Origin of the sequence: Cupriavidus phytohabitans (assembly GCF_017815025.1) — a bacterium.
Taxonomy (GTDB): Bacteria; Pseudomonadota; Gammaproteobacteria; order Burkholderiales; family Burkholderiaceae; genus Cupriavidus.
The window spans coordinates 38,801-58,217 of the sequence record NZ_JAGIQB010000012.1; the positions used below are offsets into that span (position 1 = coordinate 38,801).

A 19,417-nucleotide genomic window follows, 5' to 3' on the forward strand; every position below is an offset into this window, starting at 1 on the left:
TGACAGCGGCCTGGCGTCAGCCCGCGCGCGGCGGCGCCAGCCGGGACAGCAGCGATTTCAGCGTGGCCTGGTCGCTGTCGGACAGCGCGCTGCCCACATGCGCGTCATGTTCGACCACCGCGCGGGTGGCAGCGTCCAGCGTCTTGCGGCCCGATGGCGTCAGCACCAGGCTGTAGGCGCGCCGATCGCCCGCCGCCGGGCGGCGCGCGACCAGGTTCATCTCTTCCAGCGCATCGACCAGCAGCACCGCGCCCGAGCGCGCAATGCCCAGGATGCGCGCCAGCTCGGTCAGCTTCAGGTGCGGATTGCGCGAGATGATCACCAGGGCCGAGAAGCGCGGCGGGGTGATCTGCCATTGCGACAGCGACAGCACGAAATCCTCGTAGATGCGGATCTGCGCGCGGCGGATGGCGTAGCCGATCAGGCTGTCGAGCACGCCATAATCGACATTCGGCACATGCGGATCGAAGCCGCCGTCGGCCACCGCCGGATCCGGCGCAAGCGGCTCGCGCGGTTTGCGCCGCGAGCTGGCGGTGTGGGTGCCGCCAGTCTTGCCTGCCGCGGCGGGTGCGTCGGATGCACCGGATGCGTCGGGGATCATTGCACTAGTTTCCAGTTGCCGTTGTCGATTGTCAGCATAACGCGGCCGCGCTGGTCAAAGCCATAGTGGTCTTGCCCACTGTAGTTGAGCACGCCGTGCGACACCACGATGTCCTTTTCGCTCTCCAGCGCCTGGCGCAGCGCCTGGCGGAAGGCCTGCGTCCCCGGCCTGGCGCTTTTCAGCGCCACCGGCACGATCCGCTCCAGCACCAGCCCGGCATCGTAGGCATGCGCGCCGAACTGCGTGCGCGACTCGGCGCCGTATTGCTTCTCGTAGCGGGTGACGTAGTCGAGTCCCGGCTTGCGTACCGGATCGCCGGCCGGCAACTGCTCCGGCACGATCACCGGGCCCGCCGGCAGGATCGCGCCATTGACCATGCGTCCGCCGATGCGGATCAGGTCCTTGGTGGCGGCCCCGTGGGTCTGGTAGATGGTGCCGCCGTAGCCGCGCTCGCGCAGCGTGGTGTGCGGCAGGGCCGCACCGGTGCCGGCGCCGGCGACCAGGATGGCATCGGGTTTGGCGGCGATCAGCTTGATGGCCTGTGCGGTCACGCTGGTATCGGCGCGGCCATAGCGCTCGGTGGCGATCAGGCGCAGGCCGTTGGCCGTTGCCGCGGCGGTGAAATCCTTCAGCCAGGTTTCGCCGTATGCGTCGGCAAAGCCGATAAAGCCGATGGTCTTGACGCCCATGGTCTTGGCGGTGGCGGCGACGGCATTGGCCATCAGCCGCACCGGCTGCGCCAGGCGGAAGGTCCAGGCGCCCCGGCCGGGCTTGAGCTCGATCGGCGAGAAGGCAAGCTGGACGGTCTGGCTTTCCTCGGCGACCTCGGCAATGGCGATCGACGGCGCGACCGCGGAGGAGCCGAGGATGATGTCGACCTTGTCCTCGGACACGAAGCGGCGCGCGACCTTGGCGCCCTGGGTCGGATCGGAGGCGTCGTCCAGCACGATGTAGCGCACCGCCTCGCCGCCGATCTTCTGCGGCAGGTATGGCATCGAGTTCTTCTGCGGGATACCGAGCGAAGCGGACGGGCCCGTCGTCGACAGGCTGACGCCGACGGTGATGTCGGCCTGTGCGGCGGTGGCGGTGAAGGCGAGGACTGCGGCCAGCGCAATGTGCGCGGGGCGGGTGAGCCGGGTGAGCCGGGTGAGATTGGGGGGCGCCATGTTGTCTCCTCTTGATGGCTTGTTTCTTGTTGTGGCCTGGCGGATCGCGATGCTATCGCGCGCCCTGCATCGACTGCCGGTCGAACCCGGCCAGCTGCTTGTACCGCAGCGAAATCGCTTCCAGCTCGGCGCGCGGAATCACCTGTTCGACAGCGTGGAACCCCTGCGGCGCGCGTTCCTCCGCCAGCTGCATCACCTGCTCCGGCCCGTTCATGCGGTTGCGCAGCACGATGCCCGCGGTGCGCGGCAGGCGCTCGGCCTCGTATTCGCGCAGCGCGTAAGGGGTGTCCTGCGTGCCGAGCAGGCTGTCGAGCAGGTAGCGCGCATCCAGGATCGCCTGCGCGCTGCCGTTCGAGCCGATCGGGTACATCGGGTGCGCGGCATCCCCGAGCAGCGTGACGCGGTCAAAGGTCCAGCGTGGCAGCGGGTCCTTGTCGACCATCGGGAATTCATAAATCGCCTCGGCACCGTCGATCAGCGCGGGGATGTCGATCCAGTCCCACTGCCAGCCGGCAAACTGTGCCCGGAACACCGACTTGTCGACCTGCTTGTTCCAGTCGCTGCGCGGCGGGGTGTCCGGCACGCTGTCGGGCACGCGCAGCTCGGCGATCCAGTTGACCAGCGAGCGGCCCTGCCGGCGCAGCGGCTCGGAGATGGGATAGGCGACGAACTTCTGGTCCTGGTGACCGGCCATGAACATCGAGCGTCCATCGAGGTAGGGCGGCGCCTCGGTGACCGCGCGCCACAGCATGCGGCGCGAGAAGCGCGGTGCATCGCCGCTGGCATAGAAGTGGCGGCGCACCGCGGAGTGGATGCCGTCGGCGCCGACCAGCACGTCGGCGCTGGCTTCCACCTCGGCGCCATCGCTGCGGCGGCGCAGGACGAAACGCGCCGGCCCGCGCGCGCCGGTATCGAGCACGGTCTCGAACGCATGCCCTGTGTGGATGGCATCGGCACCCAGCCTCTCGACCACGGTGCGATGCAGCAACATCTGGAACTCGCCGCGATGGATCGAGAACTGCGGCCAGTCATAGCCCGCCGCCAGTCCGCGCGGTTCATGCCAGATGCGCTGGCCGAGCTTGTTGTAGTAGGAGAGCGACGAGGTCTCGATCGCGAGCTCGGCCAGTGCATCGCGCAGGCCGAGCTCGGACAGGATGCGTACCGCGTGCGGCAGCAGGTTGATGCCCACGCCCAGCGGGCGCAGCGATTCGCTGGCTTCCCAGACTTCGGCGTCGATGCCATGGCGGTGGCAAAGCAGCGCCAGCGTCAGCCCGCCGATGCCGCCGCCGGCGATTGCGATCTTCATGTTGTCTCCCCGCTTGCGGCGCGCAAGTACGCGCCTGGTCGTCGAATTTTGTTATGGAGTATAACAATTCGCGTCCGCTGGGCAAGACGGGGAACACCCCGGAGTGGCCTGTCCGGGGTCAGGAAAAACCCGGCCTCAGCCGGCGGCCACGCCGTCGGGCCTGGCCGCGGCTTGCTTCAGCGACGGCACCGGGAAAACGATGTCGTAAAGCCAGTTGTACACCAGCGCGTAGGCCATGTAGAAGACGGCCACGGCGATATCCATGATCAGCGCGTCGATCAGGCTGATATTCAGGTACCACGCCAGCGCCGGCAAAAACACCACCAGCAGGCCCAGCTCGAACAGGATCGCGTGCAGCACCCGCACCATGACCGATTTGCGGACCTGCCCGGTGATGCGCAGCATGGCCTTGTCGAACAGCAGGTTGTACAGGTAGTTCCAGCCGGTCGCGATCAGCGAGGCGACCGCGCCGATCACGCCCATCTCGTGCAGCTCGTAGCCAAAGGCCCAGCTGGCCAGCGGCGCGAAGATCAGCAGGCCGACAACCTCGAAGCCAACGGCGTGGCGAATCCGGTCCCGGGTGGTGCGCATGGTTTTTCTCCTGCGAGGCAAGAATTCAGACCGGGCCAAGTCTATCTGCTTTGCTGGGATTGCCAAGTTGGATACTATCGTCAGAACCGATAGATCTCGCAGGGGAGCGCCGCATGAGTCTCTCGCTAGACCAACTCCAGGCCTTCGTCGCTGCTGCCGAAGCCGGTTCTTTTTCCGCCGCCGCGCGCCGGCTCGGCAAGGCTCAGTCAGTGGTCAGCGCCGCCGTCTCGAACCTGGAGATCGATGTCGGCAACGCATTGTTCGACCGCACCGGCCGCTATCCCGTGCTGACCCCGGCCGGCGAGCGTCTGCTGGCGGAAGCGCGCGTAATCCTGGAGCGCTGCGAGCACTTCCGCGGCGTGGCCAAGAGCCTGGGCGAGGGTGTGGAGACGCGGCTGGTGCTCGCCGTCGACGAACTCTACCCGGAAGAGACGCTCGGCCAGCTGCTCGAAGCGTTCTCCGGCCGCTTTCCGGCGGTCGAGCTGGAAGTGCTGTTCCCCCTGATGGAAGACGTCAGCCGGCTGGTGCTCGAGGGCGGCGCCGATCTCGGCATCATGTGGCGGCAGGAAGTGCTGCCGCCCGAACTGGGTTTCCATGCGCTGGGCTGGATGCCGATGCAGATCCTGTGCGCGCCCGATCATCCGCTGGCGTCGCAGCGCGTGGACTGGGAAGAGCTGAAGCGCTACCGCCAGCTGATGGTCGCCACGCGGACCGACAGCGAGGAGAAGATGCGCCTGCGCGTGGCGGCGGACGTCTGGTGGGTGGAGAGCCAGTGGGTCATCGTCGAGCTGGTCAAGCGCGGGCTCGGCTGGGCGTTCGTGCCGTGGCACGTGGTGGCCAACTCGCCGGCCGCGGCGCAGCTGGTGTCGCCGCCGCTGGCGTTCCAGCAGCAGGACTGGCCGGTAGCGATGGAACTGGTGTGGCACAAGCAGCGGCCGCTGGGCAAGGCCGCCACCTGGCTGCGCGAGCGCATCTGCGCGCAGCCGTTGCCGAACGCGCCCCAGCGCGGCGCCTAGCGCCGGCCGACTGTGATGGCGGGTGCCGCAGGTGTGGCTGGTGCAGCGCCGGCGGGCCTGCTGCCGGTCGCGCCATCCAGCGGCTGCGGATGCCAGTTGCCGCCCAACGCCTTGATCAGCACCACCGCGGCCGTGTACTGGCGTCCGGCGATTGTCAGCGCGGTGCGCTCCGCGGTGTAGGCCGCGGTTTGCGCGGTCAGCACGTCGAGCAGGCCCGCGGTGCCGGCGCGGTAGCGGTTGTTGACCAGCACCAGCGCGTCGCGCGCGGAGCGCAGCGCGTCGTTCTGCACTACCGCTTCCTGTTCCAGCAGCCGCTGTGCGGCGAGGTTGTCCTCCACTTCCTGGAACGCCGACAGCACGGTCTGGCGGTAGTTGGCTACGGTCTGGTCGTAGGCGGCCACGGCCTGCGCCTTGGCCGCGCTGCGCAGTCCGCCATCGAACAGCGTGCCGGCCAGCCCGCCGCCGATCGACCAGATGCGGTCCGGCAGCGACATCCAGCGCGCCAGTGTGCTGGCGGTCAGCCCGCCGCTGGCCGACAGCGACAGCGTCGGGTAGTAGGCGGCCTGCGCCACGCCGATCTGCGCGTTGGCGGACGCCATGCGGCGCTCGGCCGCGCCGATGTCGGGCCGGCGCTCCAGCAGTTCCGACGGCACCGCGGCCGGCACGCGCGGCGGGGCCTTGCGGAAATCGTCCGCGGCCAGCGACAGCGCCGCGGGCGGCTTGCCGACCAGCACGGCGATGGCATGTTCCAGCTGCGCGCGCGTGATCTGGATGTCGATCTGCTGCGCCTGCGCGCTCTTGAGCTGGGTCTCTGACTGCAGCACATCGGAGCGTTGCGCGGTGCCGGCGGCGTACTGGTTCTGCACCAGCTGCAGCGACTTCTGGTAGTCGGCCACGGTGCGGTCGAGCAGCGCCTTCTGCGCATCGGCCACGCGCAGCAGGAAATAGCTCTGCGCCAGCGTCGCCTGCGTCGACAGCAGCGTCGAACCCAGGTCGGCCTGGCTTGCTTGCGCGCTGGCTTCGCTGCTTTCCACCTGGCGGCGCACGCGGCCCCACACGTCGATCTCCCAGGTCGCGCCCAGCGTCAGGCTCTGGCCGTTAAGCGTATTGCCGCTGGCGCCGCGCGCGCGCGACGCACCGGCCTGCGCATCGACGGTCGGGAAGAAGCCGGCGCGGGCCGCCTGCAGCGCGGCCACGGCCTGGCGGTACTGCGCTTCGGCCGCCTTGATGTTCTGGTTGGAGATCTGCACTTCCGACATCAGCGCATCGAGCTGCGGGTCGCCGAAGACCGTCCACCAGTCGGCGCGCGCGACGGCATCCTGCGGCTCCGCGGTCTTCCAGTCGCCGCGCCAGGCATTGGCATCGGTGGTGGTATCGCTGGTGGCATCGCTGGTGGCATTGGCTTCCTTGAAGGCTTCCGACACCGGCGCATCGGGTCGCTTGTAGTCGGGGCCGACCGCGCAGCCGGCCAGCAGCAGCGCGCACGCCAGCGGCAGCGGCAGGGCATGGGTCAGCAAGCGGCTAAACACAGGGCTAAACACGGGGCTAAACACAGTCATGTGGAATCTCTGCAAATTCAGACAGCGGCCGGCTGGTCCGGCGTGCCGCGATCGCCGCGGCGGCGCTGGCGCCAGGCCTTGACCTTCAGGCGCCAGCGATCCAGCGTCAGGTAGACCACCGGCGTGGTGTACAGCGTCAGCAGCTGGCTCACCACCAGGCCGCCGACGATGGAGATGCCCAGCGGCGCGCGCAGCTCGGCACCGTCGCCGCGGCCGATCGCCAGCGGCACCGCGCCCAGCAGCGCGGCCATGGTCGTCATCAGGATCGGGCGGAAGCGCAGCAGGCAGGCGCGGTAGATGGCATCGCGCGGCGACAGTCCTTCGCGGCGCTCGGCGTCGATGGCGAAGTCGATCATCATGATCGCGTTCTTCTTCACGATGCCGATCAGCAGGATCACGCCGATCAGCGCGATGATGCTGAAGTCCGTCTTCGACGCCATCAGTGCCAGCAGCGCGCCCACGCCCGCCGAAGGCAGCGTCGACAGGATCGTCAGCGGGTGCACGTAGCTTTCATAGAGCATGCCCAGCACGATGTAGATCGTGATCAGCGCGGCCAGGATCAGGATCGGCTGGCTCTTGAGCGAATCCTGGAACGCCTTGGCGCCGCCCTGGAAGTTGGCGCGCAGCGTTTCAGGCACGCCGATGCGCGCCATTTCGCGGTTGATCGCCTCGGTTGCCTGCGACAGCGAAGTCCCTTCGGCCAGGTTGAACGAGATCGTCGATGCCGCGAACTGCCCCTGATGGTTCACGCCCAGCGGCGTGCTGGTCGGCACCACGCGCGCGAACGCGGACAGCGGCACGCGGTTGCCGTTGCCGGTGACGACGTAGATGTCCTTAAGCGCGTTCGGCCCTTGCAGGTATTCCGGGCTCAGCTCCATCACCACGCGGTACTGGTTGAGCGGATGGTAGATGGTCGACACCAGCCGCTGGCCGAAGGCATTGTTCAGCACCGCGTCGACCTGCTGAGCGGTCACGCCCAGGCGCGACGCCGCGTCGCGGTCGATGATCACTGAGGTCTGCAGGCCCTTGTCGTTGGTATCGGTGTCGATGTCCTCCAGCCCCTTCAGGTTGGACAGCGCCGCGCGCACCTTGGGCTCCCACGCGCGCAGCACCTCCAGGTCGTCGGACTGCAGCGTGAACTGGTACTGCGAGCTGCTCTGCCGCCCGCCGACGCGGATGTCCTGCACCGATTGCAGGAAGAGCCTTGCCCCCGGTTCCTTGGCCAGCTTGTCGCGCAGCCGCGCAATGATCGCGTCGGCCGATTCCTTGCGCTCCGCCAGCGGCTTGAGCGTGACGAACATCTGCCCGGTATTGCGCTGCGAGCCGCCGGTAAAGCCGGTCACGTTCTCCACCGCCGGGTCCGACTGCACGATCTTGATGAAGCTGTCGAGCTTGCCACGCATGGCCTGGAACGACGTCGCCTGGTCGGCGCGGATAAAGCCGATCAGCCGGCCCGTGTCCTGCTGCGGGAAAAAGCCTTTGGGCACGATCACGTACAAGTACACATTGAGCGCGATGGTGGCGATCAGCACCAGCCACACCAGCGGGCTCAGCCGCAGCGCGGTGGAAAGCGAACGCGCATAGCCATCGTGCAGCCACTGGAACATGCGCTCTGTGGCGCGGAAGAAGCGACCCTGCTTCTCCGGTTCCACCGGCCGCAGCATGCGCGCGCACATCATCGGCGTGGTGGTCAGCGATACCACCAGCGACACCAGGATCGCCACCGACAGCGTGATCGCAAACTCCTGGAACAGCCGGCCGACGATGCCCCCCATCATCAGCAGCGGAATGAATACCGCGATCAGCGACAGGCTCATCGACAGCACCGTAAAGCCCACCTCGCGCGCACCGCGCAGCGCGGCCGCCAGCGGCTTCATGCCTTCCTCGATATGGCGCGAGATATTCTCCAGCACCACGATGGCATCGTCGACGACGAAGCCGGTGGCGATCGTCAGCGCCATCAGCGACAGGTTGTTCAGCGAGAACCCGGCCAGGTACATCACCGTGAAGGTGCCGATCAGCGATACCGGCACCGCAACGCTGGGGATCAGCGTCGCGCGCACGTTGCGCAGGAAGATGAACACCACCATGATCACCAGCGCCACCGAGATCATCAGCGTGTGCTCGACCTCGCGCAGCGAGGCGCGGATGGTGGGCGTGCGGTCCATCATCACGTCCATCGAGATCGCCGCCGGGATCATCTTCTGCAGGTTCGGCAGCATCTCGCGTACGCGGTCGACGGTCTCGATGATATTGGCGCCGGGCGAGCGGTTCAGCACCAGCAGCACCGACGGCTTGCCGTTGGCCGAGCCGGCATTGCGGATGTCCTGCACCGAATCGACCACGTTGGCCACGTCGCGCAGCCGCACCGGCACTGCGAACGAGTTGGGGCCGCTGGTGGCGCTGGTGCCGCCGGTGGCGCCGCTGGTGATGGTGGTGGTGCCGCTGCTGGTGGTCAGCGTGGTCACGGTGACGCCGTTGACCACCTTGGTGCTGACGCCGCCGCTGGCCGTCGCATTGGCGGTGCTGGCGATCAGCGCGCCCGCCGACGCCGACGAGTACGTGCCCGGCGTGGCGTAGCGGATGATCAGCGGCATGTAGTCTTCCGCCTTCATCATCTGGTCGTTGGCGTAGACCTGCCAGTTGTTGCTGGTGTTCTCCAGCGTGCCGAGCGGCCGGTTGGCGTTGGTCGCGCTGATGGTGTTGCGCACATCCTCCAGCGAGATGCCGTAGTTGTTCAGCGCGGTCGGGTTCAGCTCGACCCGCACCGCCGGCAAGGAGGCGCCGCCGATGGTGACCTGGCCAACGCCTTCCACCTGCGACAGCTTCTGTGCGAGGATGGTCGAGGCCGCATCGTAGAGCTGCCCGCGCGTCATCGTCGGCGACGTCAGCGCGATGATCATGATCGGCGCGTCGGCGGGGTTGACCTTGCGGTAGGTCGGGTTGTTGGGCAGGCTGGTCGGCAGGGTCGCGCGCGAGGCGTTGATCGCCGCCTGCACGTCGCGCGCGGCGCCGTCGATGTTGCGCGACAGGTCGAACTGCAGCGTCACGCGGGTCGAGCCGAGCGAGCTGCTGGAGGTGATTTCGGTCACGCCGGCGATGGTGCCGAGCGCGCGCTCCAGCGGCGTCGCCACGGTGGCGGCCATCGTTTCCGGGCTGGCGCCGGGCAGCGACGCCGATACCGAGATGGTCGGGAAGTCCACCTGCGGCAGCGGCGACACCGGCAGCAGCCGCAGCGCCGCCAGCCCGGCCAGCAGGATGCCGAGCGTGAGCAGCGCGGTCGCGACCGGGCGATGGATGAAGGCAGCCGAAAGATTCATGGTCAGACCGGCTCCTCGCCCGTGCCGCCTTCCTCCGGATCGCCGAAGCGGCGCTTGCGCCAGCCCTTCACGCGCGTCGCCACGCGGTCGAACGCCAGGTAGATCACCGGCGTGGTGAACAGCGTCAGCACCTGGCTGACCAGCAGGCCGCCCACCATGGTCACGCCCAGCGGCTGGCGCAGCTCGCTGCCGATGCCGGAGCCCAGCATCAGCGGCAGCGCCGCCAGCAGTGCCGCCATCGTCGTCATCAGGATCGGGCGGAAGCGCAGCAGGCAGGCCTGGAAGATCGCGTCGCGCGGCGTCATGCCGCCTTCGCGCTCGGCCTCGAGCGCGAAGTCGATCATCATGATCGCGTTCTTCTTGACGATGCCGATCAGCAGGATGATGCCGATAATGGCGATGATGCCCAGGTCCATGCCCGCGACCAGCAGCGCCAGCAGCGCGCCTACGCCCGCCGACGGCAGCGTCGACAGGATGGTGACCGGGTGGATCGTGCTTTCATACAGCACGCCCAGCACGATATACATCGTCACCACCGCGGCCAGGATCAGCCACAGCGTGTTCGACAGCGACGCCCGGAACGCCAGCGCCGCGCCCTGGAAGCTGGTCTGCATCGAGATCGGCAGGCCGAGCTCCTGCTCCACCCTGGTGATCTTGTCGACCGCGGCGCCGAGCGATTCGCCATGCGCCAGGTTGAACGAGATCGTCGCGGCCGGGAATTGCCCCTGGTGGTTGATCACCAGCGGCCCGGTGCGCTCGGTGATGCGCGCGAACGCGCCCAGCGGCACCTGTCCGCCGGACGAGGAGGGCAGGCGCAGTTCGGCCAGCGATTGCGGGCTGGTGCGGAACTCCGGCATGGTCTCCAGCACCACGCGGTACTGGCTCGACTGCGTGAAGATGGTCGACACCAGCCGCTGGCCGAAGGCGCTGTACAGCGCGCTGTCGATCACCGCGGTGGTGATGCCGAAGCGCGCCGCGGCGTCGCGGTCGATATCGACATAGGCGCGCAGGCCGTTGTTCTGCTGGTCGCTGGTGACGTCGCGCAGTTCGGGCTCCTGGCGCAGGCGCTCCACCAGCTTCGGCACCCAAGCAGCCAGTGTCTGGGGATCGGGGTCCTCCACCGTGAACTGGTACTGCGTGCGCGAGACCTTGTCCTCGATGGTCAGGTCCTGCACCGGCTGCGTGAACAGCGACACACCGCCGAGGCTCTGCACCGATTGCTGCAGGCGCTGCGTGACCACGTCGATCGGATCGCGCTCGCCCTTGGGCTTGAGGTTGATCAGCATGCGCCCGGCGTTGAGCGTGGTGTTGCCGCCATCCACGCCGATGAACGACGACAGGCTCGCCACCGCCGGGTCCTGCATCACCACCTTGGCCACCGCCTCCTGCTTGCGCGCCATGGCGCCGAACGAGGTGGTCTGCGCGGCCTCGGTGATGCCCTGGATCACGCCGGTGTCCTGCACCGGGAAGAAGCCCTTGGGCACCAGCAGGTACAGCAGCACGGTCAGCGCCAGCGTGGCCACCGCCACGACCAGCGTGGCCTTCTGGCGGTCGAGGACCCACTCCAGGCCGCGGCCATAGCGCTCGATCACGTTGTCGAAGAAGCGGCCGGCGGCGCGGTGGAAGCGCGACAGCTTCTCTTCCGGAACATGGTGCAGCAGGCGCGCGCACATCATCGGCGTGAGCGTCAGCGATACCACCGCCGAGATCAGGATCGACACCGCCAGCGTGATCGCGAACTCGCGGAACAGCCGGCCGACCACGTCGCCCATGAACAGCAGCGGGATCAGCACCGCCACCAGCGAGAAGGTCAGCGAGATGATGGTGAAGCCAATCTGCTTCGAGCCTTTGAGCGCCGCCTGCATCGGCGAATCGCCCTTCTCGATGTAGCGCATGATGTTCTCGATCATCACGATCGCATCGTCGACCACGAAGCCGGTGGCAATGGTCAGCGCCATCAGCGTCAGGTTGTTGATCGAGAACCCGGAGAGGTACATCACGCCGAAAGTGCCCACCAGGGACAGCGGCACCGCCACGCCGGGGATGATGGTGGCGGGGATATTGCGCAGGAACAGGAAGATCACCAGCACCACCAGCGCGATCGCCAGCAGCAGTTCGAACTGCACGTCCTCGACCGAGGCGCGGATGGTGGTGGTGCGGTCGGTCAGCAGCTGCACGTGGACCGACGCCGGCAGCGCGTTCTGCAGCTGCGGCAGCAGCGCCTTGATGCGGTCGACCACCTCGATCACGTTGGCGCCGGGCTGGCGCTGGATGTTCAGCACGATCGCGGGCTTGTCGTTGGCCCACGCGGCCAGGCGGCTGTTCTCGGGGCCGTCGAGGATCTCGGCCACGTCGGTGATGCGGATCGGGGCGCCGTTCTTGTAGCCGAGGATGATCTGCCGGTATTCGTCGGCGGAGCGCAGCTGGTCGTTGGCGTCGATGGTCGACGCGCGCTGCGGGCCGTCGAAGCTGCCCTTGGCGCCATTCACGTTGGCGGAGCCGATCGCGGTGCGCAGGTCGTCGATCGACATGCCGAGCGAGGCCAGTGCGGCCGGGTTGGCCTGGATGCGCACCGCGGGGCGCTGCCCGCCACTGATGGTGACCAGGCCCACGCCCTGGATCTGCGAGATCTTCTGCGCCACGCGCGTATCCACCATGTCCTGCAGCTTGGGCAGCGGCATGGTGTCGGACGTCATGGCGATGGTCATGATCGGCGCGTCGGCCGGGTTGACCTTGCTGTAGACCGGCGGCATCGGCAGGTCGGCCGGCAGCAGGTTGCTGCCGGCGTTGATGGCGGCCTGCACTTCCTGCTCGGCCACGTCCAGCGGCAGCGTCAGCTCGAACTGCAGCGTGATCACCGAGGCGCCGCCCGACGAGGACGACGACATCTGCTTCAGCCCCGGCATCTGGCCGAACTGTCGTTCCAGCGGCGCGGTCACCGACGAAGTCATCACGTCGGGGCTGGCGCCGGGGTAGAGCGTGGTCACCTGGATCGTCGGGTAGTCGACTTCCGGCAGCGCCGACAGCGGCAGCAGCCGGTATGCCACCAGCCCGGAGAGCAGGATGGCCAGCATCAGCAGCGCCGTCGCGACCGGGCGCTCGATGAAGAGGCGTGAGGGGTTCATGCGCGGTCCTTACTGCTGCGGCGGCTGGCGGCGCTGGCCTTCGGCAACCGGGGCACTGGCGTCGCCTTCACGATGGCGGCGCTGTTCCCCCGCCACGCCGGATGCACCGCTGGCCGCCGCGCCACTGGCATCGCCGCGCGGCGCGCTGGCACCGCCCCAGCCCGCGCCATCGCGGTTGCGCCGGCCCCGCCCGCGCGGCTGGCTGGCCGGCACCGTCGCCGCGGCACGCGCGGCCGGGTCGACCGCTTCCACTGTCATGCCTTCCTTGAGCCGGTCGGCGCCATCCACCACCACGCGCTGGCCGGGCTCCAGTCCCTTGAGCACGGCATTGCGGCTGCCATCGCCGGGCCCGAGCGTGATCACCTGCACCTTGACCTTGCTGGCGTCGTCCACGGTGTAGACAAAGGTGCCCTGCTGGCCGCGCTGGATCGCCGCCACCGGGATCACGGTGGCATCCCTGAGCGTGTCCACGCGCGTGCGCACGTTGACGAACTGGTTCGGGAACAGCATGCCGTCGGCATTGGGGAAGACCGCCTTGAGCTTGACGGTGCCGGTGGTGGTGTCGATCTGGTTGTCGGTGGTCAGCAGCTCGCCTTCGCCCAGCTGGTTGCGCACCTGGCGGTCCCACGCCTGCACCGGCAGCTTTTCGCCGGCGTTGAGCTTCTTCAGCACCGACGGCAGGTTGTCTTCGGGGATGGTGTACATCACGGCGATCGGCTGGATCTGAGTGATCAGCGCGATGCCGTTGGTGTCGCTGGTGTTGACGATATTGCCCGGATCCACCTGGCGCAGGCCGATGCGGCCGGACACCGGCGCCACGATCCGGGTGTAGCCCAGCTGCAGGCGTGCATTGGCGACGTTGCCCTGGTCGGTCTTGACCACGCCTTCGTACTGGCGCACCAGCGCGTCCTGGGTATCGACCTGCTGCTTGGCAATGGAATCCTGCCCCAGCAGGGTGCGGTAGCGCTGCTGGTCCAGCTTCGCGTTCTGCAGCAGCGCCTGGTCGCGCGCCAGCTGGCCCACGGCCTGGTCGAGCGCGGCCTGGAACGGGCGCGGGTCGATCTCGGCCAGCACGTCGCCGGACTTGACCATCTGGCCTTCCTTGAACAGCACCTTCAGCAGCGGGCCGGAAACCTGCGCGCGCACGGTCACGTTCGAGACCGGGGTCACGTTGCCCAGCCCGTTCAGGACCACGTCCATGTCGCGCTGGGCCACGGTGGCGACCACCACCGGCGAGCGCGGCATGCCGGCGCCTCCGCCCGGGCCGCCTGCACCGGGTCTGCTGGCGCCACCCGGGCCGCCTGCGGTGCCTTTGGTGGCATCGCCGCGGTGCGCATACCAGTACCAGCCGCCCCCGGCCAGCAGCAGCACCAGCAGCCCGGCATACAGCCGGCGCCGGTTCCTGCGCGGTGGAGTGCCGCCGGGCGGCAGGGGCGGTCGGGAAGACGGGGACGGGGAAGGGTTAGGTTGGCCTTGTTCGGGGTTGGACATGTCCGCAATCCTGGGTACGGCGCGCCCGGCGCGCCGCGGTGTTCTGCCGGCAAGTGCTGCCGGCAAGTGACGATGCAGCACAGCAGTATGCCGCAACGCAAAGGGCGCCGGCCGGCCGCGGGGGCGGGGCGCCCAAGGGCCGCCGGCGTGCCGGCAAGTGCCGTGCGGCGCGCATGGGCGGCGCCGATGGCAAGTCATGCGGCAAGGATAATGTGCGGGTGCGGACGCCCGTATTTCGGCGCCCGGCGCTTTTATTACAGAGGATTACCAGCGCCCCAGGTGTAACCTCCGGAAACAAAACCGCCCGGCCGATCCGGCATGTGCGCCGCCCGGGCTGACTATCATGTGCCTATGCGAACGAACCAGCCTACCCAGATCCTCGTTGTCGACGACGATCCCGAACTCCGCGACCTGCTGCGCGAGTACCTGACCCAGCAGGGCTTTGCCGTCTCGGTACTGCACGACGGCGACGGCCTGCAGGCGCGCCTGGAGCGCGAACGGCCGGCGCTGATCGTGCTCGACCTGATGATGCCCAAGGTCGACGGCCTGACCGCGCTGCGCAACCTGCGCGCCAAGAACGACGACATCCCGGTGATCCTGCTCACGGCCCGCAGCGACGAGATCGACCGCATCGTCGGCCTGGAGATCGGCGCCGACGACTACCTCGGCAAGCCCTTCTCGCCGCGCGAGCTGCTGGCGCGCATCAACGCCGTGCTGCGCCGCAAGCTGGCCCGCCCCGCCGCGGCGCCCGAGGACCGCGAATCGGTCGCGTTCGGCCCGTTCCGCGTCAATTTCCGCCAGCGCACGCTGATTCGCGCCGGCCAGCCGCTGTCGATCAGCGATACCGAATTCGCGCTGCTCAAGCTGCTGCTGATGCATCCGCTTGAAGTGCTGTCGCGCGAGCGCATCGTCGAGCTGATGTACGGCAGCGCCAGCGGCATCAGCGACCGCGGCATCGACGTGCAGATCTGGCGCCTGCGCCGCCTGCTGGACGAAGACGCGCAGCGCCCGCGCTATATCCAGACCGTGCGCGGCCGCGGCTACACCTTCGTGCCCGACGAAGCGGAAGAGATTCCCGCCGTGCTTTCCGATTAAAGCCCGCGGCGGCCGGCCGTTTTACCGCCTGACGTGCCGCCGCGTGCCACCCGAGCCTGCTTCCCGATGAAGTTGCGACGTATCGACACCCTGTTCGGCCGCATTGCCTTGCTGATCGCGGCCGTGCTCGTGATCAGCCATTTCTCGTGGCTGGCCATCCTGCGCATGGACCGGCGCCAGCAGCAGGTCGACTATTCCGTGGAGCAGATGCTGTTCCAGCTCGACAGCATCGAGCGCGCCCTCGATGCGCGCCCGCCGGCGAAGCTGCCCAGCCTGGTGGAGACCGCCGATACCGCCAGCGCCGACGAGCACGCCACCGCGCCCAAGGGCGGCCGCTCGCGCCGGCTGGTCGAACAGTTCATTTCGCGGCTGCCGCCGGGCACCGAGGTCCGGCTCGAGGACGAGACCACGCCGCGCATCTGGATCAAGCTGCCGAGCCGCGACGACTGGATAGCGATGCCGATTCTCTGGGTTCACAACCCGCCGCCAGACAACCGTCTGGTGCCCGGCGTGATGCTGGTGGTGGGCGTGGCGATCGTGTTTGCACTGCTGATCGCGTGGCAGCTGCAGCGGCCGGTGCGGGACATGGCCAATGCGGCCGAGTTGCTGTCGCGCCAGCGCGCGGTGCCGCCTTTGCGCGAACGCGGGCCGCATGAGTTGCGGCAGTTGATCGAGCGCTTCAACCGCATGGTGGCGGACCTCGCACGCATCGACCAGGAGCGCAATACGATGCTGGCGGGCATCGCGCATGACCTGAAGACGCCGCTGGCGCGGCTGCGGTTGCGCGCGGAGATGCTGTCCGATCCCAAGGCTGCGGCGGGGGTTACCCGCGACGTCGATTCGATGCAGGCGATCGTTGAGCAGTTCCTGAGTTTCGCGCAGACCAGTGAATCGACGGCACGGCCGGTGCCGGTGGACCGGCGGGTCAATGAACTGGCGGCTTCGCTGGCCGAGCAGGAGCGGCAGGTGGTGTTGTCGCTGGGCGCGGGGGACGGGTTCCGGATGATTGCCACGCAGCTGGACCGGATCATCGGGAACCTTGTTGACAATGCTTATGCCTATGGCAAGCCGCCGGTGTGTATCGCCACGACGCGGACGGCTGATGGTTATTTGCTGGTGGTGGAAGACCAGGGGGTGGGGATTCCCGAAGAGGACAAGGAACGGGTTACGTTGCCGTTCGTGCGGCTGGACCCGGCGCGTGGCGGGAATGCGCATTCCGGGCTGGGGCTGGCGATTGTGGATCGGCTGGTGCGGCAGGCTGGGGGCAAGCTCAACCTGGTAAATGCTGACGGGGGTGGGTTCAGGGTCGAGATGGCGTTTGGGGGCGCGGTCTGAGGGGTGGCTTGTGGTGGCTTGCGGTGGCTTGCGCTCGCCGCGGCCAGATGCCCGGCCGCGGAAAGCGCGCCGGACGCCGGCGCTGGCAGCGTAACCCGCTCAGACCTTCTTCTTGTCCCCGATCCGGCTTTCCTTGCCGGCCAGCAGCTTGGCAATATTCTGCCGATGCCGCGCGATCAGCAGCACGCTGATCACGAAGATGGCACCAGTCATCACATCCACGCCATTCATCAGCACATAAAAGAACGGCGCGAAGATCGCCGATACCAGCGCCGCCAGCGACGAATAGCGGAAGAAGAACGCAATGATCAGCCAGGTGGCCAGCGTGCCCAGCCCCAGGATCGGGTCGATCGCCAGCAGGATACCGGCCGCCGTGGCCACGCCCTTGCCGCCGGCAAAGCGGTGGTACACCGGGAACAGGTGGCCGAGGAATACCGCCAGCGCCACCATGGCCAGGCCGGTTTCATTCAACCCGTAGGCGGGGCCGAAGCGCGCCGCCAGCCACACCGCCAGCCAGCCCTTCAGCGCATCGCCGATCAGCGTCAGGATCGCGGCCTTCTTGTTGCCGGTGCGCAGCACGTTGGTCGCCCCCGGGTTGCCCGAGCCGTACGAATGCGGGTCCGGCAGCCCCATCAGCTTGCTGACGACAACAGCAAAGGAAATCGAGCCGATCAGGTAGGCGGCGAGGGCGAATAGCAGGTTGGCCATGTGCAGTGGGGTGTTTTCAAGCTGGCGGGATTGTAGCGCGGCGGCGCCTTCACCACGTGCGTGACTTCCCGGATTGGCATGCGCGGCCGCCGTGCGCCTGGCGCCAGGTGACCGGTAGGGCGCCTGGCGGGTGCCTCAGTCAGGAAGCGCGCATTGGACCGGTTGTGCATCGACCAGTGCCTGCAGCAGCTTCGGGTCCAGGCTGACGAGATAACCGCGCCGCCCGCCGTTGATGTAGATGCGCTCCAGCTCCAGCACCGTGGCTTCCACATACACCGGCATGCGCTTGCGCGTGCCGAACGGCGAGGTGCCGCCGACCAGGTAGCCGCTGTGGCGCTGCGCCACTTCCGGCTTGCACGGCTGCACGCTCTTGCGCCCGGTCTGGCGCGCCAGGTTCTTGGTCGAGACCGAGCAGTCGCCGTGCATCAGCACCACCAGCGGCTGCGCGCGATCGTCTTCCATGATCAGGGTCTTGACCACGTCGTGCTCGGGAACGCCGAGCTGGCGCGCCGATTCTCCGGTGCCGCCATGCTCGACGTATTCATAGGGGTGTTCGCCGAAGGCCACGCCTTGCTTGCGCAGGAACTGGGTGGCAGGGGTTTCGGAGACGTGCTTGTTCTTGCTCATGGCGATGGGGTCGCTCGGTGCCGCTCAGCCGCGCGGATGGTGCTGCTGGTGCAGCTCGCGCAGGCGCTCGCGCGCGACGTGGGTGTAGATCTGCGTGGTGGAGATATCGGCGTGGCCGAGCAGCAGCTGCACCACGCGCAGGTCGGCGCCGTGGTTGAGCAGGTGCGTGGCAAAGGCGTGCCGCAGCGTATGCGGCGACAGCGGCGCGTGCACGCCGGCATCGCGCGCGTGGCGCTTGATCAGATGCCAGAACGCCTGCCGCGTCATGCCTTCGCCGCGCTGCGTGACGAACAGCGCGTCGCAGGCGCGCCCTGCCAGCAGCACGGGACGGGCGCTGGCGAGGTAGCGGCGCAGCCAGTCGGCGGCCTGCTGGCCGAACGGGACCAGCCGTTCCTTGTCGCCCTTGCCGCCGACCACGCGCGCCACGCCCTCGTTCAGGCCGATCTCGACGGTCTTCATCTGCGTCAGCTCGGACACGCGCAGGCCGCTGGCGTACATCAGTTCCAGCATGGTGCGGTCGCGCAGGCCCAGCGGCGTGCTGGTGTCGGGCGCTTCCAGCAGCGCATCGACCTGCGCCTCGGTCAGTGTCTTGGGGTAGCGCGGCGGCTGCTTGGCGGGGCGCAGCAGCAGGCAGGGATCGGCCTCGACCACGTGCTCGCGCAGCGCCCACTGGTAGAAGCGGCGGAACACCGCCAGCCGGCGGTTGGCCGACGACGCGCGCGTCTGCGTATGGCGTGCGTTGAAGTAGGCCGACAGCACGCTGTCGTCCACGCCCGGCAGCTCGCCACGGCCTTCGTGGCGCAGCCAGCGCGCCAGCAGGGTCAGGTCGCGGCGGTAGGCGTCGATGGTGTTCTGCGACAGGCCGTCTTCCAGCCACAGCGCATCGCAGAAGCGCCCGACCAGCGCCGCGTCGGCATCGCTGGGAGCCGTGGCAAGCTCTGGCGGCATGTCCGCCGCTACCGCTCGTGATACCGGGCTCATATCAGCATGGCGCCTTCATGACGCAGCAGCCAGCGTTTGACGTCGAGGTGGAAACCATCTTCGGCATGATGGGAGAAACCGCCGATGCCGCGGGCCGAGACCACGCGATGGCAGGGGATCACGATCGGGAACGGGTTCTGGCCGCAGGCCTGGCCTACCGCACGTGGCATCGCGCCGATGGCCCCGGCAATGGTGCCGTAGGTGGTGGTGGCGCCGCGCGGCACGGCGGCGATGGCCTGCCAGACGCGCTGCTGGAATTCGCTGCCCACCGGTGCGAGGGGCAGGTCGAAGTGCGCGTCGGGGTTGGCGTAATAGGCCTCAAGCTGGGCTTCGAGCCGGGCCACGACCTCTCGCGCCTGCGCATCGGCCGGCGCGAGGGATTCGACGTGCCCGGGCAGGTACACGATGGCCCGGATGCGGGAGCCGTCCGTGCGCACGCCGACCTTGCCGAACGGGGCAGGGAGGATGGCATCGAAAGTGGCTGGCATGGCGGTCT

The 19,417-nt window shown here is 68.2% G+C and carries 15 protein-coding genes; 3 read left to right on the forward strand and 12 right to left on the reverse strand.

Annotated elements, in window-relative coordinates; genetic code table 11:
• Positions 1–16: 16 nt before the first annotated feature.
• The 4 genes from J8I34_RS10490 to J8I34_RS10505 all read right to left on the reverse strand — a co-directional run bounded on the left by J8I34_RS10490 (position 17) and on the right by J8I34_RS10505 (position 3,664).
• On the reverse strand, positions 17–601 hold the full coding sequence (locus tag J8I34_RS10490; RefSeq protein ID WP_209805989.1) for a MarR family winged helix-turn-helix transcriptional regulator: 585 nt from the start codon (positions 599–601) through the stop codon (positions 17–19).
• Positions 598–1,767 carry an ABC transporter substrate-binding protein gene (locus J8I34_RS10495; protein WP_029048137.1) on the reverse strand — a complete coding sequence of 390 codons (1,170 nt, stop codon included), beginning with the start codon at positions 1,765–1,767 and terminating at the stop codon, positions 598–600. Before J8I34_RS10495 ends, J8I34_RS10490 begins: the two co-directional genes overlap by 4 nt.
• 52 nt (positions 1,768–1,819) lie before the next feature.
• Positions 1,820–3,073, reverse strand: a complete 1,254-nt coding sequence (locus tag J8I34_RS10500; protein ID WP_209805990.1) for a flavin-dependent oxidoreductase — start codon at positions 3,071–3,073, stop codon at positions 1,820–1,822.
• Between the two features lie 135 nt (positions 3,074–3,208).
• Positions 3,209–3,664: a PACE efflux transporter gene (locus J8I34_RS10505; RefSeq protein ID WP_029048135.1), complete on the reverse strand. Its 456-nt coding sequence runs from the start codon at positions 3,662–3,664 to the stop codon at positions 3,209–3,211.
• A gap of 113 nt (positions 3,665–3,777) precedes the next feature.
• Between J8I34_RS10505 and J8I34_RS10510 the strand changes: the two genes are divergently transcribed.
• Positions 3,778–4,680 (forward strand): LysR family transcriptional regulator, encoded by a 903-nt coding sequence (locus tag J8I34_RS10510; RefSeq protein WP_029048134.1) that lies wholly within the window; start codon positions 3,778–3,780, stop codon positions 4,678–4,680.
• Here J8I34_RS10510 and J8I34_RS10515 read toward each other — a convergent pair.
• From J8I34_RS10515 to J8I34_RS10530, 4 genes are read right to left on the reverse strand one after another with little or no spacing between them, the layout of a single operon-like run.
• Complete coding sequence (locus J8I34_RS10515; RefSeq protein ID WP_232232436.1) at positions 4,677–6,239, reverse strand: efflux transporter outer membrane subunit; 1,563 nt, start codon at positions 6,237–6,239, stop codon at positions 4,677–4,679. The two genes, J8I34_RS10510 and J8I34_RS10515, sit on opposite strands and share 4 nt — an antisense overlap.
• 17 nt (positions 6,240–6,256) lie before the next feature.
• Positions 6,257–9,559, reverse strand: coding sequence for an efflux RND transporter permease subunit (locus tag J8I34_RS10520; protein ID WP_209805991.1), 3,303 nt, complete (start codon positions 9,557–9,559; stop codon positions 6,257–6,259).
• Positions 9,560–9,561: 2 nt separating this feature from the next.
• Complete coding sequence (locus tag J8I34_RS10525; protein WP_209768252.1) at positions 9,562–12,684, reverse strand: MdtB/MuxB family multidrug efflux RND transporter permease subunit; 3,123 nt, start codon at positions 12,682–12,684, stop codon at positions 9,562–9,564.
• Positions 12,685–12,693: 9 nt separating this feature from the next.
• A complete protein-coding gene (locus tag J8I34_RS10530; protein WP_209768256.1) occupies positions 12,694–14,175 on the reverse strand; it encodes an MdtA/MuxA family multidrug efflux RND transporter periplasmic adaptor subunit in 1,482 nt (493 codons plus the stop codon).
• A 351-nt stretch (positions 14,176–14,526) separates the two neighbouring features.
• On the opposite strand from J8I34_RS10530, the gene J8I34_RS10535 reads away from it, so the two are divergent.
• Positions 14,527–15,270: a response regulator gene (locus tag J8I34_RS10535; RefSeq protein ID WP_029048130.1), complete on the forward strand. Its 744-nt coding sequence runs from the start codon at positions 14,527–14,529 to the stop codon at positions 15,268–15,270.
• 66 nt (positions 15,271–15,336) lie between these two features.
• On the forward strand, positions 15,337–16,605 hold the full coding sequence (locus tag J8I34_RS10540; protein ID WP_029048129.1) for an ATP-binding protein: 1,269 nt from the start codon (positions 15,337–15,339) through the stop codon (positions 16,603–16,605).
• 99 nt (positions 16,606–16,704) lie between these two features.
• On the opposite strand, the gene plsY is transcribed toward J8I34_RS10540, so the two are convergent.
• From plsY to J8I34_RS10560, 4 genes are all read right to left on the reverse strand, one after another.
• Positions 16,705–17,313, reverse strand: a complete 609-nt coding sequence (gene plsY, locus J8I34_RS10545) for a glycerol-3-phosphate 1-O-acyltransferase PlsY (protein ID WP_209805992.1) — start codon at positions 17,311–17,313, stop codon at positions 16,705–16,707.
• 135 nt (positions 17,314–17,448) lie between these two features.
• The gene (ybaK, locus tag J8I34_RS10550) at positions 17,449–17,940 is read right to left on the reverse strand and encodes a Cys-tRNA(Pro) deacylase (protein ID WP_209805993.1); all 492 of its coding nucleotides are present in this window, start codon (positions 17,938–17,940) and stop codon (positions 17,449–17,451) included.
• 24 nt (positions 17,941–17,964) lie between these two features.
• On the reverse strand, positions 17,965–18,888 hold the full coding sequence (xerD, locus tag J8I34_RS10555; RefSeq protein ID WP_029048126.1) for a site-specific tyrosine recombinase XerD: 924 nt from the start codon (positions 18,886–18,888) through the stop codon (positions 17,965–17,967).
• A 29-nt stretch (positions 18,889–18,917) separates the two neighbouring features.
• The gene (locus tag J8I34_RS10560) at positions 18,918–19,409 is read right to left on the reverse strand and encodes a methylated-DNA--[protein]-cysteine S-methyltransferase (RefSeq protein ID WP_209768266.1); all 492 of its coding nucleotides are present in this window, start codon (positions 19,407–19,409) and stop codon (positions 18,918–18,920) included.
• Positions 19,410–19,417 lie beyond the last annotated feature (8 nt).